Annotated in this window: 16 protein-coding genes; 12 read left to right on the top strand and 4 right to left on the bottom strand. The window is 36.1% G+C overall.

Annotation, left to right across the window (positions count from 1 at the left end; translation table 11 throughout):
• Positions 1-44 precede the first annotated feature (44 nt).
• The 3 genes from ASF86_RS05600 (at position 45) to ASF86_RS05590 (ending at position 3,999) form a co-directional block, all read left to right on the top strand.
• Positions 45-1,685, top strand: coding sequence for an AMP-binding protein (locus tag ASF86_RS05600; protein WP_056480304.1), 1,641 nt, complete (start codon positions 45-47; stop codon positions 1,683-1,685).
• A gap of 84 nt (positions 1,686-1,769) precedes the next feature.
• Positions 1,770-2,654, top strand: coding sequence for a bile acid:sodium symporter family protein (locus ASF86_RS05595; protein ID WP_056480301.1), 885 nt, complete (start codon positions 1,770-1,772; stop codon positions 2,652-2,654).
• Between the two features lie 790 nt (positions 2,655-3,444).
• Positions 3,445-3,999, top strand: a complete 555-nt coding sequence (locus ASF86_RS05590; RefSeq protein WP_056480299.1) for a TetR/AcrR family transcriptional regulator — start codon at positions 3,445-3,447, stop codon at positions 3,997-3,999.
• 125 nt (positions 4,000-4,124) lie between these two features.
• Here ASF86_RS05590 and ASF86_RS05585 read toward each other — a convergent pair whose 3' ends face one another.
• Positions 4,125-4,517 (bottom strand): tautomerase family protein, encoded by a 393-nt coding sequence (locus tag ASF86_RS05585; protein WP_017390840.1) that lies wholly within the window; start codon positions 4,515-4,517, stop codon positions 4,125-4,127.
• 94 nt (positions 4,518-4,611) lie between these two features.
• Between ASF86_RS05585 and ASF86_RS05580 the strand changes: the two genes are divergently transcribed.
• Positions 4,612-5,466 (top strand): LysR family transcriptional regulator, encoded by an 855-nt coding sequence (locus ASF86_RS05580; protein WP_056480295.1) that lies wholly within the window; start codon positions 4,612-4,614, stop codon positions 5,464-5,466.
• An 81-nt stretch (positions 5,467-5,547) separates the two neighbouring features.
• On the opposite strand, the gene ASF86_RS05575 is transcribed toward ASF86_RS05580, so the two are convergent.
• Complete coding sequence (locus ASF86_RS05575) at positions 5,548-5,781, bottom strand: Arc family DNA-binding protein (RefSeq protein ID WP_227508777.1); 234 nt, start codon at positions 5,779-5,781, stop codon at positions 5,548-5,550.
• Between the two features lie 234 nt (positions 5,782-6,015).
• On the opposite strand from ASF86_RS05575, the gene ASF86_RS05570 reads away from it, so the two are divergent.
• The 3 genes from ASF86_RS05570 to ASF86_RS05560 all read left to right on the top strand — a co-directional run bounded on the left by ASF86_RS05570 (position 6,016) and on the right by ASF86_RS05560 (position 7,338).
• The gene (locus tag ASF86_RS05570) at positions 6,016-6,312 is read left to right on the top strand and encodes a hypothetical protein (RefSeq protein WP_056480293.1); all 297 of its coding nucleotides are present in this window, start codon (positions 6,016-6,018) and stop codon (positions 6,310-6,312) included.
• 177 nt (positions 6,313-6,489) lie between these two features.
• On the top strand, positions 6,490-6,912 hold the full coding sequence (locus tag ASF86_RS05565; RefSeq protein ID WP_056480291.1) for a hypothetical protein: 423 nt from the start codon (positions 6,490-6,492) through the stop codon (positions 6,910-6,912).
• Between the two features lie 195 nt (positions 6,913-7,107).
• The gene (locus tag ASF86_RS05560; protein WP_056480288.1) at positions 7,108-7,338 is read left to right on the top strand and encodes a hypothetical protein; all 231 of its coding nucleotides are present in this window, start codon (positions 7,108-7,110) and stop codon (positions 7,336-7,338) included.
• Between the two features lie 275 nt (positions 7,339-7,613).
• Here the strand turns inward: ASF86_RS05560 and ASF86_RS19785 are convergent, their stop codons facing one another.
• Entirely contained in the window at positions 7,614-7,790 is a 177-nt protein-coding gene (locus tag ASF86_RS19785) for a hypothetical protein (protein WP_171252323.1), read from the bottom strand.
• A gap of 353 nt (positions 7,791-8,143) precedes the next feature.
• On the opposite strand from ASF86_RS19785, the gene ASF86_RS05555 reads away from it, so the two are divergent.
• Both ASF86_RS05555 and ASF86_RS05550 read left to right on the top strand, forming a co-directional pair.
• Positions 8,144-8,353 carry a hypothetical protein gene (locus ASF86_RS05555; RefSeq protein ID WP_004643165.1) on the top strand — a complete coding sequence of 70 codons (210 nt, stop codon included), beginning with the start codon at positions 8,144-8,146 and terminating at the stop codon, positions 8,351-8,353.
• A 338-nt stretch (positions 8,354-8,691) separates the two neighbouring features.
• Entirely contained in the window at positions 8,692-8,928 is a 237-nt protein-coding gene (locus ASF86_RS05550) for a hypothetical protein (protein WP_004642900.1), read from the top strand.
• Positions 8,929-8,988: 60 nt separating this feature from the next.
• Here ASF86_RS05550 and ASF86_RS05545 read toward each other — a convergent pair whose 3' ends face one another.
• Positions 8,989-9,906 carry a LysR family transcriptional regulator gene (locus ASF86_RS05545; RefSeq protein WP_056480285.1) on the bottom strand — a complete coding sequence of 306 codons (918 nt, stop codon included), beginning with the start codon at positions 9,904-9,906 and terminating at the stop codon, positions 8,989-8,991.
• A gap of 96 nt (positions 9,907-10,002) precedes the next feature.
• Here ASF86_RS05545 and ASF86_RS05540 point away from each other — a divergent pair, with 96 nt between their 5' ends.
• The 3 genes from ASF86_RS05540 to ASF86_RS05530 all read left to right on the top strand — a co-directional run bounded on the left by ASF86_RS05540 (position 10,003) and on the right by ASF86_RS05530 (position 14,504).
• The gene (locus ASF86_RS05540) at positions 10,003-11,385 is read left to right on the top strand and encodes an aspartate aminotransferase family protein (RefSeq protein WP_134817604.1); all 1,383 of its coding nucleotides are present in this window, start codon (positions 10,003-10,005) and stop codon (positions 11,383-11,385) included.
• Between the two features lie 54 nt (positions 11,386-11,439).
• Complete coding sequence (locus ASF86_RS05535; RefSeq protein WP_056480282.1) at positions 11,440-13,005, top strand: CoA-acylating methylmalonate-semialdehyde dehydrogenase; 1,566 nt, start codon at positions 11,440-11,442, stop codon at positions 13,003-13,005.
• Between the two features lie 107 nt (positions 13,006-13,112).
• A complete protein-coding gene (locus ASF86_RS05530; protein ID WP_056480279.1) occupies positions 13,113-14,504 on the top strand; it encodes an amino acid permease in 1,392 nt (463 codons plus the stop codon).
• Positions 14,505-14,591 lie beyond the last annotated feature (87 nt).

Below are 14,591 nucleotides of genomic sequence, written 5' to 3'. Positions count from 1 at the left end.
ACAGAAGAAAATCGAAATTCCTCTCTATCATAAAGGACGATAAGATGACAAATCAGATCTGGTTAGATGAATATAAGCAATGGAATATTGAAAGTACGATTACTTTGCCTGATGAACAAACTTCACTTCTCGATTTTTGGGACAACAGTTTTAATAAGTTCCAGCAAAGAAATGCTTTCATATTTGCAGATAAATCTTTTTCTTATGCTGAAATCGATTTATATAGCCGACAAGTAGCAACATTCTTACAAAGTTTAGGGCTAGCAAAAGGTACACGTGTTGCTGTAATGATGCCCAATATTATTCAATACCCGATTATTTCACTTGCCGTGATTCGCGCAGGTTACATTCTGGTCAATATTAATCCACTCTATACAGCACGTGAATTAAAGCATCAATTAAATGATGCAGGCGCAAAAGTCTTATTTATATTGGAACAGTTTTTACCTGTTTATGAGGCTGTCAAGGAGCAGGTGTCGGTTGAGCAGATTATTACCACCACAATGGCTGAAATGTTAGTCGAACAACCTGCTGAATTAGACACATCAGATTCAAAAAACTATAGTTTTAAGCAAATCTTATTGAAGGTAAATGCCCAAGACTATATACGTCCTGAACTTCTTCTTGATGATACTGTGCTTTTGCAATATACGGGAGGAACAACAGGTGTATCAAAGGGTGCGGAATTAACCCATAAAAATATTGTCGCCAACTTATTACAAAATAATGTGGTTTTTAAAAGCTACTTTGGTGACCGAGATGCTTTCGAAGCTGAAATAGCGATCTGTGCTTTACCGCTTTATCATATTTTTGGTTTTACTGTCTGTTTATTGCACAGCGCAATGAATAAAGGTTATGCCACTGTTTTAGTTCCAAATCCGCGTGATTTAGATGCTCTCGTACATTGTTTTGAAAAATATCGTCCTACGGTTTTTCCTGCTGTAAATACTTTATTTAATGCACTGCTTAATCATGAAGGCTTTAATCAATTGGACCATAGCCGTTTGGAAATTACCACAGGTGGCGGTATGGCAATTTTAAAATCCACTGCCGATGGATGGGAAAAACTGACAGGACGTATTATCCGTGAGGGATATGGCTTATCAGAAACCTCACCAGTTGCTACTTTTAACCCACCAATCTCTAATCTGTTTAGTGGCACGATCGGTATTCCTGTACCGAGTACAGATATTGCTATTTTGGATGATGAAGGTCATCAATTAGCACCCGGTGAAACTGGAGAAATTGCAATTCGTGGCCCGCAGGTCATGAAAGGTTACTGGAATTTGCCTGAAGAAACTAAAGCGGTCATGACGGATGATGGTTTCTTTAGAACAGGTGATATTGGTTTCATGAATGAAAAAGGCTATACCAAAATCATTGACCGTAAGAAAGACATGATTTTAGTTTCAGGTTTTAATGTTTTTCCAAACGAAATTGAAGAAGTTTTAGCTCAACATCCAAAAATTTTGGAAGTCGCCGTGGTTGGCATTGCAGATGAAAAATCGGGTGAAGTGCCTAAAGCCTTTATTGTTAAAAAAGATGACTCTTTATCGGTTGAAGAAATCCAGACCTATGCAAAAGAAAACCTGACAGGCTACAAACAACCACGCTATATTCAATTTATTAATGAATTACCCAAGTCGAATGTGGGTAAAATTTTAAGAAAAGAACTAAAGGTTTAATAAGAATTTTTAATTTTTTAATTAAAAACATAAGCGTATGGGACTAGAAGCTCCATCAATAAATGGAAAAAAAGGAATGAGATTATGGGTTCAGGATTAATTACCGTATTTTTACCAATTGCACTTGCAATTATTATGGCTGGTTTAGGTCTAGAGCTGACCGTAAATGACTTCAAACGTGTACGACAACACCCCAAAGCAGTCTTTATCGCATTATTTTGCCAACTGGTTATTTTAGTCAGTATTGCTTTTATTATTTGTAAGATTCTTGCTTTACCACCAATGCTTGCTGTTGGATTAATGCTACTTTCTGCGTCACCGGGCGGGCCAACTGCTAATTTATTTAGTTATCTTTATAAAGGTGATATTGCTTTAAATATTACTTTAACGGCTATAAATTCGGTAATTGCTGCCTTTACACTTCCATTAATTGTGAATTTTGCAATACAACACTTTATGGAAAATGGACAAAACGTAGGCTTGCAATTCTCTAAAATCATACAAGTTTTTCTCATTATTTTAGTGCCCGTGGGTATTGGGATGTTAGTCCGTCATTTTGCGCCACATACGGCTGAAAAGCTTAATAAACCAGTCCGTATTTTTGCTATCGTTTTTCTCGTATCCATCATCATATTGGCAATTGCGCGGGATTACCAAAATCTGATGACGTATATTGGGCAAATTGGATTGGCAACTTTGCTGTTCTGCGTATGTAGTTTAATGGTTGGCTATTTTGTTCCACGATTATTCGGTGTAAATAGCTTTCAGGCAAAAGCTTGTGCGTTTGAAATTGGGATTCATAACAGTACCTTAGCTATGACCATTGCATTTACTGTAATGGCAAGCAGTATGGCCGCTATGCCAGCAGCAGTTTATTCATTATTTATGTACATTGTTGCAGCAATCTTTGGCACATTGCTAAATCGTCTAGAAAAGAAAGAGATGGCACAAATATCAACAATCACCTAAAAGAACTTAATATCTTGCAGATAAAGATATTTAACTACCACCAGATGTTTATAATTTGAATTAAAAGAGGAGGCTAGTACCTCCTTTTTTAGCCTCAAAATTTAAAATATTTATGGCCGAGTAAGCGTAGTCACAATAAAAAGAAAGCTTTAGCGTGCAGTTATAAAAGCAAATTGTTAAGCCAATATTTAAGGTTTTTCTTAATTGTGTAATTAAATGAAAAACAATAATTAATTAAATAATTTCTAGCCAATATCACATTGACACCTTAAATATTGAAGATTACCATTTGCGGGCTGGCCACATTGCCAGGCAGTTTTGACAGACTGCTCATGAACTTCCACATCAGAGTTATTCCTTCTGAGGAATACCCTTGTGTGGGGAAACACTCGTTCCCTCCCGTAGCGGTAGGACGGGAGAGGGACACCTTCGGGTGTGCTAGTTTAAGTTCATGCTAGTCTGTCAACCCTCTTTCGTTCTGCCACCATAATTTCTAATGTTTTGGCAGAACTCCATATATAAGGAGTTGGCTTTGCACATCCATCATTTCTTGGCAGCCATTGCCAAAGTTTATTACAACGACACAACTTAAACTTTTTATAAAGGTTTGATCGCCATTAGGCTTTTCAGGCTTTAATTCGTCACGACTAAAAAACTTAGCAACAATAAAACTTGAGATGTGCCAAGCACAGTCTTTATGGCTTTGCTATGCCTTTTATTTGCTCAAAAAAGCGAAAGCATTTTTATCTCATTTATATACAACAAGAATTTATTTTAAAAAGGTAAAATTATGCCACATTCAAATCTCCCATTTCGTGCTTTAAGCGTGCTTCATTCTGCAAGATATCTTTTTAATAAACATGGCTTTCACAATGTCGGGGTAGACCGAATTATTGAGTCAGCAAAAATCCCCAAAACGACTTTTTATAACTACTTTCACTCAAAAGAACGTCTCATTGAAATGAGTCTGACTTTTCAAAAAGATGGTCTAAAACAAGAGGTAATTTCAATCATTTATATTCAAAAAGAATTATCGCTTATTGAAAAACTTCGCAAAATTTATTTTTTACATGCAGATTTAGAAGGGCTTTATCATTTGCCGTTTAAAGCCATTTTTGAAATTGCGAAAACACATCCAAAGGCTTATCAGGTCGTAATTGACTATCGAAACTGGTTGATCAATGAAATCTATAATTTACTTTTAACGACTAACGCAAATGCTTCAAAGCAAGATGCGCACATGTTCTTGTTTGTGATTGATGGGGCAATGGTTCAGCTTTTAGACCCAAACAAACCAGATGAAAGGGAGAGATTGCTTGAGTATTTTTTGGTGAGGTTGGGATAAAAAATGAAAAAGGTCATAATAAATGACCTTTTTATAATCTTTAAAAATAAGTTTCTATGTACTTTTTATAGGTAAGAATGATCATGGGGCCACTGCTCATACTATTGATACCATGGTCTTAACGGTCATTTGTGATAATACAGATAATCTTGGGTTTTGCCCCCATATCCATAAGCTCCCCCTCTACAATCAATTACATGGATATTTGAGTGTTCATGCAATTGATTTACATAACGGTTTAATAAAATAAATCCTTCTTTAATATAAGAGGCCTTTTGATCTTTAGTACAAGTTTCATCTGTGACAGTTACATCAATTTTGAATGAATTTTTTCCTAAACTATCTAATGAATTAGAGCCAATAAACCATAAATCTCTTTGAATAAATTCGACAATAATCATTGTTTTACTTTTCTCTTTTATTAAAATTCGACAAGTCATTTCCGTAAGATTTTCTATGATAGAGACGACATCATAATCAGCTCGTTCTCCAGACAACAATAATTTGATAGCTGGCATTTTTTGATCTCAACAATATTTTTTCTAATAATAAGTTAATGCTGTATATGGTAAAATCAAATTTTAATGAATAATAAGTACGGTTTTTCCGAACATGAGATATTTTGATACGACGTTGCTCTCCACATTTGTTGTTGTAGCTAATTCAGGAACTATTTCTTCAGCATCGCCAAAACTAAATCTGACAAATTCAACAATAAGTGAACAATTATCAAAGTTAGAAGATTTTGTAGGAAAAAAATTAATGATTAGAGATCGGAGAGGAACATCTCTAACAGCAGAAGGTCAGTTACTTTTAATAGAAGCTGAGAATATTCTAATGTCATGTTCTCTTGCTTTGAATAAAATTAGAGGAATAAATATAGCTGGTGAATTCAGAATAGCAATAACCGACTATTTTAGGCCTAATGACTTAACTAAAATTTTAAAAAGAATCCAAAAAAAATTTCCTTTCTTAAAACTTCATATTTCAGTTGTAAAAAGTGAGGATATAAAAAATAATCTTTTTTCAAATAATTATGATTTAGCAATTTATATGGAATTTGAAGATGTAATAGAAGGAGATACTCAACCCATTAAATTACTGGAAGAGCCTCTATTTTGGGTTAAATCACATGAGTTAGAAATAGATAATAGTCCTTTGCCTGTTATAACTATGTCATCTAGTTGCTTATTGAAAGATTTTACAGAACAGAGCCTTATTCAAAATAAAATTCCCTTCTATATTGCCCATACAGCTACTGGCGTAAAAGGTATCACGGCAGCAGTTGAAGCTGGACTAGGAATATCTTGTCTAAATAAATCTGCTTTAAATGACAATATTGGGGTTATTAATTCAAGCTATAATTTGCCAGAGCTACCAAATATTAGATTTATGCTTTATTTATATTCCAAACAAAACCCAACCACAGATATGATTAGTCAAATTTTAATAGAGGAGTTCATTTGAATGGCTTCTAAAATAAATTTTCTATTGTCAGCAACTGTATATAGTATATATGTGATTTAGCATAAACGCATTTTCATACTTCTATTCTTTATCTTTTCTATTTAACTCCTCAAACATTTTATATTGCTCTTCAAATATTTTTTCATGGTTCTTCACTGTCTGTAAGTACTTAACACACTCAGGGCACTTTTCTAAAATTAATGATTGTTCAAGTCTTATAATTATCTCTTTGTTTAGTGAGTGGGAGTTGCTCTTTGCTGCATTTATAAGTTTTTCGCGAAGTTCTATAGGTAAGCGCAAGCTATATTGAGGCATATAGGTTCGCCATCATTGATATTTGTCATAGTTATTCCATCCCTGTAATAGATTTTTGTTATAAAGTAAGACTTAAAGATAATTGTAGGACAATTTTAACTAAAAAACAGTACATAGTACTTTTTACTGAATAAAAGATTTCTTAAATGCTGGGATTTTTTGAGCTGAATATCTGAAATTGGATGTAAATAAACAAGAGTATTAAATATAGAAATGAATCCCAAGGGGGAGGTTATGAAAAAAATTCTATTAAATTGCTTAATTATTTTTGGTGTGATTGGGTGTGCAACCAATGAGCCTAAAGAAACCCCATTAGAAGTAAAGCCTAAAGATACTTATTGCAATCCTAATGAGGCTCAAAAGCTTATAGGACAGTCTGTTCCTAGTGAGGCAGAGTTAAAGAAAATAACTAATGCAGGTGTTGTGCGGATTTCTCGTAAAGGTCAATCTGTGAGAGCAAACTTACATTATGATCGGCTGAGTATTGTGATTGATAACGAATCGAAGATCATCTATTCAAACTGTAGTTAAGTTGATAAATAAAATCAAAGTATTCATTTAAATTTCATAAATGCGATAGCATTTTTTTGGGGATATAAATTAATACAGAATGGTCTGTACACTAGGTCCTGCTAAATATCGATTATTGGTGGGGGCTTTTTATTTTTTATTTGGTATATTTGAGATTCAACATCTTGAGTAATTATTATGACGATTAGAATTGATTTAGTTCAAGGCAGGACAAGCTATCATGATCGTTATGATAGAAATCCTGATTTACTGTTTATCAGTTTACAGACTTACGAAGATATCTTGCATGACCCAAACACCGATTTAAGCAAAAACTTTAATAATTTTTATGGTTGTGAAGTCATTACAGTGAACTCTTTAAATATTGATTATATATTTTTTGAGAAAACCGATTTGGATGTTGCTCTTGAAAAGTATATAAGCCAAAGAACCCAATTGATAACTATTCCAAAGCACTTGCCTTCACATAGTACATCAGCTCCTACAAACTCCAAACTACGGTCTATTGAAGATGATTTTACTTTAGAAAATTTACAAATTGAAGAGAAGATAATTGTTGCTTACCGGCAATCTCAAGAAAGTAAAAAATTAGATTTTTAAGAGCCGAAAGGCTCTTTTTTAATGGGAATAATCTAAGTCTTCTATGTACTATATCTTAATTATAAGTACCAGTACTGAAACATTTAAATTAGTTGAACATGTTTTTGCAGAGAAAGCCTCACTAAATATCGATTATTGGCGGGGCTTTTTACTTTGTGTGTTAAGCTGATCTTTATAATTATATGGATTAGTACAATGTTCATTTGCATTGGTGGTGATTTAGACGGTGAAGTTGTAAATAACCGTGAAGGAACGTTCTTTAAGGCTAGTGAAATAGATACAAGTAAAGAATCAACATACAATCGCCAGAGCTATAGTATTGGTGAAAATACATATCGATTTTGGCTGTGTGCGGAGTTGACCTATGCTGAGACAACAAAAATAGCGAATGATTACTTGGCGCAAAAACATCCATACCTTTCATAATTCAGATATTAAAAAATAAGCCCGCCAATTTTGACGGGCTTAATCTATCTAGGGTGAGTCGGCTAAATACTGGCTAACTAAAAACAATTAAAAAAGCCCCTCATATCTGAGAGACTAGTCATATCAATTTTCTGGAATGAATGGCTGTAATTTCTTAAATAACTAAACAAATCAAATTGATAAAAGTAGTTAATAGTATAATAAATCAGTGCACTAATTTATTCTTTATAGTAGCAGGGCCTCAAAACAACTTCCAAGGCACTGTTAATAAGAAATTATTTGTTATTAGGATCAGGTTGTTCATTATTCTCAGGCAGATCTTTTACGGTGCCAGGAACTTGTGAAGGTTGAGTTTCATTAGGTGGTGTTGCTGCAGAATGCTTATTCACTTTAGCTTTGATGATATTGGCGTGGTTAGTTGTATTTTGAGAAAAACTTTTAAAACCCGACATTTTTATCTTCTTATCTTCACTAGGGAGAGTTCATAGTACGCATTAAAAGCCTTTACATTGCGGTAGTTTTAAGACTCATGTGTGTTGATTTGTCCTAGAAAAGATCTTTATCTCGACGACTTATTTCATAAATAAAATCAATTATATATAACCTGTTGAGTCTTATCCTTTAAATTTTGAAATTACGCTATCCAACTTTCAAGTAGGGGTACATAAAGCACACATATATAAATTTTCTCAAGGTATGGGATTAATAAAGTTTTAAAAATTAATTCAATCTAGTTGCCTACAAAATATTGGTAGTATAAAAATATTGTTGGGCATAATATGTATGATTAAATTGGAGCATATTAATGCTAAAAGACATTACAATTATTGATTTCCAAGGTAAAGAAAAAAGAGCACAGGCAAACTATACAGAAGTAAATACTAATAAAATCAATCATTCATCTAGAGTTCAGAGACCCAAAGTTGAATATATTTTGTTAAAAGGTGAATGTATTTACCCTACTTTAAATTTGGTTTTCAACAGTTCCGATGGCAACAGCTATTATATAGAATAAACATGACCCACTTCGGTGGGTTTTTTAATAGTTGATTTTAATTTGCCGAACGCCTTACGGCACAGGAAGCCCGCTTTGATTTGGTCTTGGCAGTCTGCTACAAGAATGCACTTTAGAAGCATGATGACTGCTTCAATGATGCTGTCAGCTTTAGATGAGCTTAAAGAAAAATGTATTAAATCTAAAGCACATTAAATTTAGTCACCAAGATGAACTAAAAAACTTAGCTACAAAGCTCCTAAACATGGGGCTTTTTCTTTTGTTGGGATGAAAAATTAAACTGACTTAAAGGTGGTCGTGATATGGTATAAGAGCACCTCCAATAATAAGGATTATGTATGTCAGACAATTCAACAAAATGGCTTTGTGTGGGTGGTGTTCTAAGTGGTGAGTGGAGAGAGCAGCAATTAGAAGCTTTTGATGTTGATCCCAATGATTTAAATACTCATAGTTACGAAGCAATGAAACTCATTAATCCTGTTACCAAGGCAGAACAGGATTTCTATGTATATACTGAGCTACAAGAACATGCATATGACAGGGCAATAAATTTTGCCTTATCCAAAAATCAATAAGATCAAGAGAGCACTTAGGTGCTCTTTTTTATCTGAAGAGATGACCTGTTAAATAATTTCTTAATTCCCAATGACTCGCTTCTCAAGCATTTCCATAAAAGTTTTTAAAATAATATTGTGGTTTTTGCCTTTGTGAGTAATTAAACAAATGGGAGTGCTGTAATGCATTTTTTCTTTTGAAATAGCTTGCATAAAACCATCTTCAACCCATTTTTTTGCATAGTGGTCGGGTAAAAAACCTAAGAATTTTCCAGTTAAAATCAAAAATGCAATTCCTTCACGGTCACTTGCTGTCGCTTTACAGTCTAAAAGCTGGTGCAACTTTGCCGCTTCAGGTGTGATGGCGTAATTGGGAAGTACGGCTTGCCAGGTTTTTAACTCCTCTAAATTGAGGTTGCTACATTGGTTGAACAGTGGGTGGTTTTTACCGCAATACAAAAATGAACTTTCACTATATAAATCAAAATAATCTAGACCAGACAAAGGGGTAACAAGGGGAATTGCTCCAGCATGTAAACGGTTGTCTAGCACACGGCATTCAATATCAGAAAGTGTACTCATACTAATGTTAATAATAACTTCAGAATGTTCTTCGGCGAGTTGTGCCAGCGTATTGGTAATGTAGCCACTTGGCATGGTCACAAGGTTGTTAATAATACCTATATTAAATTCACCCTTTAGACGGTTATGCATTTGATTGACTTTAGAACGAAAATCTTCGATAGATGCGGTGAGCACTTCTATATATTCTAAAATTTCCCGTCCTTCATCAGTCAATGCAAACCCTGCACGGCCACGCTGGCATAGTCGAATGCCCAGACGATTTTCTAAATCACTCATATGTAAACTAATTGCAGATCGGCTAATGCCAAGAATACTTTCGGCAGACGTAAAGCTATGACAGTCACAAACTGTTTTAAATATTTTAAGTAATTTAATATCAAAATCAGTCACTTGATTTAATTTTTTTGGTTTCATTTAGTTTCGTTTTTTTAAATCTAAACTCAAGATAATTTGAATTTATCAAAACTATATCGCTATGTACACTCAAAAAATAGTCTCAAAACAAGAAGAGTGATTATGTTTGATATCGACAAATTAACTGATGGCGATTCTGCATCTGAAACCGTTCAATCAAATGCTCAGATGAGCTTAAATTATCAAGCGCATTGGATGCCATTTTCTGCAAATCGTAATTTTCATAAAGATCCGCGCATGATTGTTGGTGCTAAAGGATCTTATTTAATTGATAGTGCCGGCCGTGAAGTCTACGACTCTTTGTCGGGCCTTTGGACTTGTGGTGCTGGGCATACGCTTCCAGAAATTCAGCAAGCCGTAAGCACTCAGTTGGCAAAGTTGGATTACTCTCCGGCATTTCAGTTTGGTCATCCTTTGTCATTTCAATTGGCTGAACGAATTATTCAGCATATGCCTGAAAAATTGCAGCATGTGTTTTTTACTGACTCAGGTTCGGAGTCAGCAGATACAGCAATCAAAATGGCTCGTGCCTATTGGCGAATTAAGGGGAAACCAAGCAAAACCAAGCTGATTGGGCGCGCACGTGGCTACCATGGTGTAAACGTTGCAGGGACAAGTCTTGGCGGTATCGGTGGTAACCGTAAAATGTTTGGTCAGCTCATGGATGTAGACCATTTACCGCATACCTTACAGCCCGATTTAAGTTTTACCAAAGGGTGTGCTGAAACAGGTGGTGTAGAGCTTGCCAATGAAATGCTTAAGTTAATTGAGCTACATGATGCATCGAATATTGCCGCAGTCATTGTAGAACCCGTTTCTGGTTCGGCAGGTTGTATTGTGCCACCGACTGGCTATTTAAAACGCTTGAGAGAAATCTGCGATCAACACGATATCTTGCTGATTTTTGATGAAGTTATTACTGGTTTTGGGCGGATGGGGAAATGGACAGCTTCAGAATATTTTGATGTCACGCCAGATATTTTGAATTTTGCCAAACAAATTACCAACGGTGCCATTCCACTTGGTGGCGTGGTGGCAAGCCATGAAATTTATGATGCTTTTATGCAGCAAGATTTACCAGAACATGCTGTCGAGTTTACCCATGGTTATACCTATTCGGCACATCCAGTAGCTTGTGCGGCTGCTTTAGCAACGCTCGATGTTTTAGAGAAGAAAAATTTAATTCATCAATCGGCTGCATTGGCTCCAAGCTTTGAAAAACTTTTACATGAGTTAAAAGGCGCTCCAAACATTCTTGATATACGCAACTGTGGGCTTATTGGTGCTGTGCAATTAGCACCACGTGATGGTGATGCGACGATTCGTGGTTTTGAAATAGGTATGCAACTTTGGAAAGCAGGTTTCTATGTCCGTTTTGGCGGAGATACGCTTCAATTTGGCCCAATGTTTAATAGCACAGAGGCAGAGTTACAACGACTCATGAATGCCGTGGGTGAGGCAATTTATCAAGTAAAATAATATTGATCGACTTAAAACTTAATTGGACAAGATGAATAGACACAAGGAATAAAGATGAACACTTTAGAGAATTTTGACAACAACGCGATTGCCAACACAGACACAGATTCAAGTCAGCAAACCGTTAAAGTAGTAGGACATTTTATTGATGGTGGCCTCGTAACTAAAACTATCAAGAAACAGCCGGTTTATAACCCTGCGACTGGTGAAAGTACTAAAGATGTTGCGCTTGCAGATGCAGAGCTGGTCAACCAAGTGGTTCAAATTGCAGAGCAGGCTTTTCCAGCATGGCGCGATACACCAGTGATTAAACGCGCACGTGTTATGTTTAAATTTAAGCAATTACTCGAAGAAAATGCGGACAAGCTTTGCCAGCTGATTGGTGAAGAACACGGAAAAATTTGCCACGATGCTAAAGGTGAATTACAGCGTGGCATTGAAAATGTCGAATATGCATGTGGTGCACCTGAGTTTTTAAAAGGTGAATATTCAAAAAATGTTGGGCCAGATATTGATTCATGGAGCGAATTTCAACCGCTAGGTGTGGTTGCAGGTATTACGCCTTTTAACTTTCCTGCAATGGTTCCGTTGTGGATGTTCCCAATGGCAATCGTTTGCGGTAACTGTTTTATTTTAAAACCTTCGGAAAAAGCGCCTTCTGCCGCTTTATTTTTAGCGGAGCTTTTAAAACAAGCTGGCTTGCCTGATGGTGTTTTTAGCGTTGTAAATGGTGATAAAGAAGCAGTTGATACGTTGCTACATCATCCTAAAATTCAGGCGGTTAGTTTTGTTGGATCTACGCCTATTGCAGAGTACATATACCGTACAGCAACGGCGAGTGGTAAGCGCTGTCAAGCTTTAGGCGGAGCAAAGAATCATGCGATTATTATGCCTGATGCCGATATTGATAACGTCGTGACTTCTTTGTTAGGTGCGGCATTTGGCTCATCTGGCGAACGTTGTATGGCACTGTCTGTTGCTGTTGCCATTGGTGATGAAGTTGCAGATGTTGTGATTGAAAAATTAAAACAAGAAATGAAGCAGTTGAAGTTTGGTCACTATGCAGATGAGCGTAATGACTTCGGACCGCTCATTACGCAAGCACATAAAGATAAAGTACAAGCTTTTATTCAAAGTGCCGAGCAACAAGGTGCTAAAATTGTTGTGGATGGTCGTGATGCAAAGCCGACAGGTTATGAAAACGGTTTTTTTGTTGGGCCAACTTTAATTGACCAAGTTTCACCGGACATGACAAGTTACCAGCAAGAAATATTTGGTCCTGTTTTACAGGTCATTCGTGTACAAACTATGCAAGATGCAATGCAACTGATTAATGACCATGAATATGGTAATGGAACGTGTATCTACACTCGTGATGGTGAAGCAGCACGTTATTTTACCAGCAATATTCAAGTGGGGATGGTCGGGGTCAATGTGCCATTACCTGTGCCAGTTGCATATCATAGTTTTGGTGGCTGGAAACGTTCATTGTTCGGTGATCTATATGCCTATGGTCCAGATGGTGTACGTTTTTATACGCGCCGTAAAACGATTACCCAACGCTGGCCTTCAACGCAAGTCCGTGAAGCCAAACAATTCGCTATGCCTACATTAAATTGATGAATAAAAGGGAAAACTCTGATTTTCCCTTTTTTGTTTCGTACAAGTTGGAGAAGTACATTTTAAGACGGTTTTAAAATCAGTTTGTCAATTTGAAGGAATCGAATATGAACAATGATAAAACAACAAAATTAGGTGAAGGACTTTCTAATCGACATGTCACCATGATCAGTATTGGTGGCGTTATTGGTGCGGGTTTATTTGTAGGCTCTTCTGCGGCAATTGCAAAAGCAGGACCTGCCGCCGTACTCGCTTATATAATTACAAGTATTTTAGTTTTTCTAGTTATGCGCATGCTAGGCGAAATGGCTGTAGCACAACCAGATACAGGTTCATTTTCTACATATGCCCGTAAAGCAATCGGCCCTTGGGCTGGGTTTACCATCGGATGGTTATATTGGTGGTTTTGGGTACTGGTTATTCCAATTGAAGCGATTGCTGGAGCTGAAATTTTGCATGCTTGGTTCCCACAAATCTCTAGTGCCGTTTATGCATTCGCTTTTATTATTTTACTCAGCCTAGCGAATTTTTTTAGTACCAAAAGTTTTGGTGAGTTTGAGTTTTGGTTTGCACTCATTAAAGTCATTGCGATTGTAGTGTTCATTATTATTGGAGCAATGGCTGTATTTGGAATGTGGCCTTTAGCAACAAATGTCAGTGGTGTCGGCAATCTTTTTTCAAATGGTGGTTTTATGCCACATGGTATGGGCGGGGTTCTATCAGCAATTTTAATCTCGGCGTTTTCATTTTTTGGAATCGAAATTCTTTCAATTGCTGCGGCAGAATCTAAAAATCCCGAAGAAAAAATTAAACGTGCAACCAATTTGGTGCTATACCGAATTATTTTATTCTTTGTTGTTTCTATTTTTCTTGCAGTTGCTTTGGTCGATTGGCGTTCACCAGACTTACAAAAATTTGGTACCTTCCAGTTTGTGTTAATGAGCCTGAACGTTCCTGAAACTAAACTGATTATGGATGCTGTCGTTTTTATTGCAGTTGCAAGCTGTATGAATGCCGCAGTTTACACTTCATCTCGCATGTTATTTGCTTTAGGTACACGTCAGGAAGCACCAAGAGTTGTGACGAAAATTAATGGAGCGGGCGTACCAACTTCAGCTGTATTTTTATCTACGTTGATTGGTGTGGTCTGCTGTGCTGTAAACTACATGTTTCCGGGACAAGTCTTTGGGTTCTTGCTATCAACCACAGGCTCAATTGCATTACTGGTGTATTTGGTGATTGCATTTTCACAATTGCGTTTAAGACATAAATGGGAAAAAGAGGGTACAACTGTATCTTTTAAAATGTGGTTGTTCCCATGGTTAACTTGGTTTGTGATTTTAGTCATTATGACCGTTTTAGGTTATATGTTCTTATCACCAGCCTATAGTTATGAAACCACTTTATCTTTGGGCGTAACTTTAGTGGTGGTCATTTGCGGGTTGTTTGTTACGCGAAAGCGTAAAGCAACCAGAGCGGTTGCCATGAATTTAGATTAATTAAAAAAAAAGAGACTTTAGGGTCTCTTTTTTCATATCTCTAGATATATCAAAAAATGCTTTTATATCTTCGGCTTTCTTCCTAAG

The sequence above is a fragment of the Acinetobacter sp. Leaf130 genome (genome assembly GCF_001423205.1).
Classification (GTDB): Bacteria; Pseudomonadota; Gammaproteobacteria; order Pseudomonadales; family Moraxellaceae; genus Acinetobacter; species Acinetobacter calcoaceticus.
This window is presented reverse-complemented; position numbering and strand designations above follow the sequence as displayed.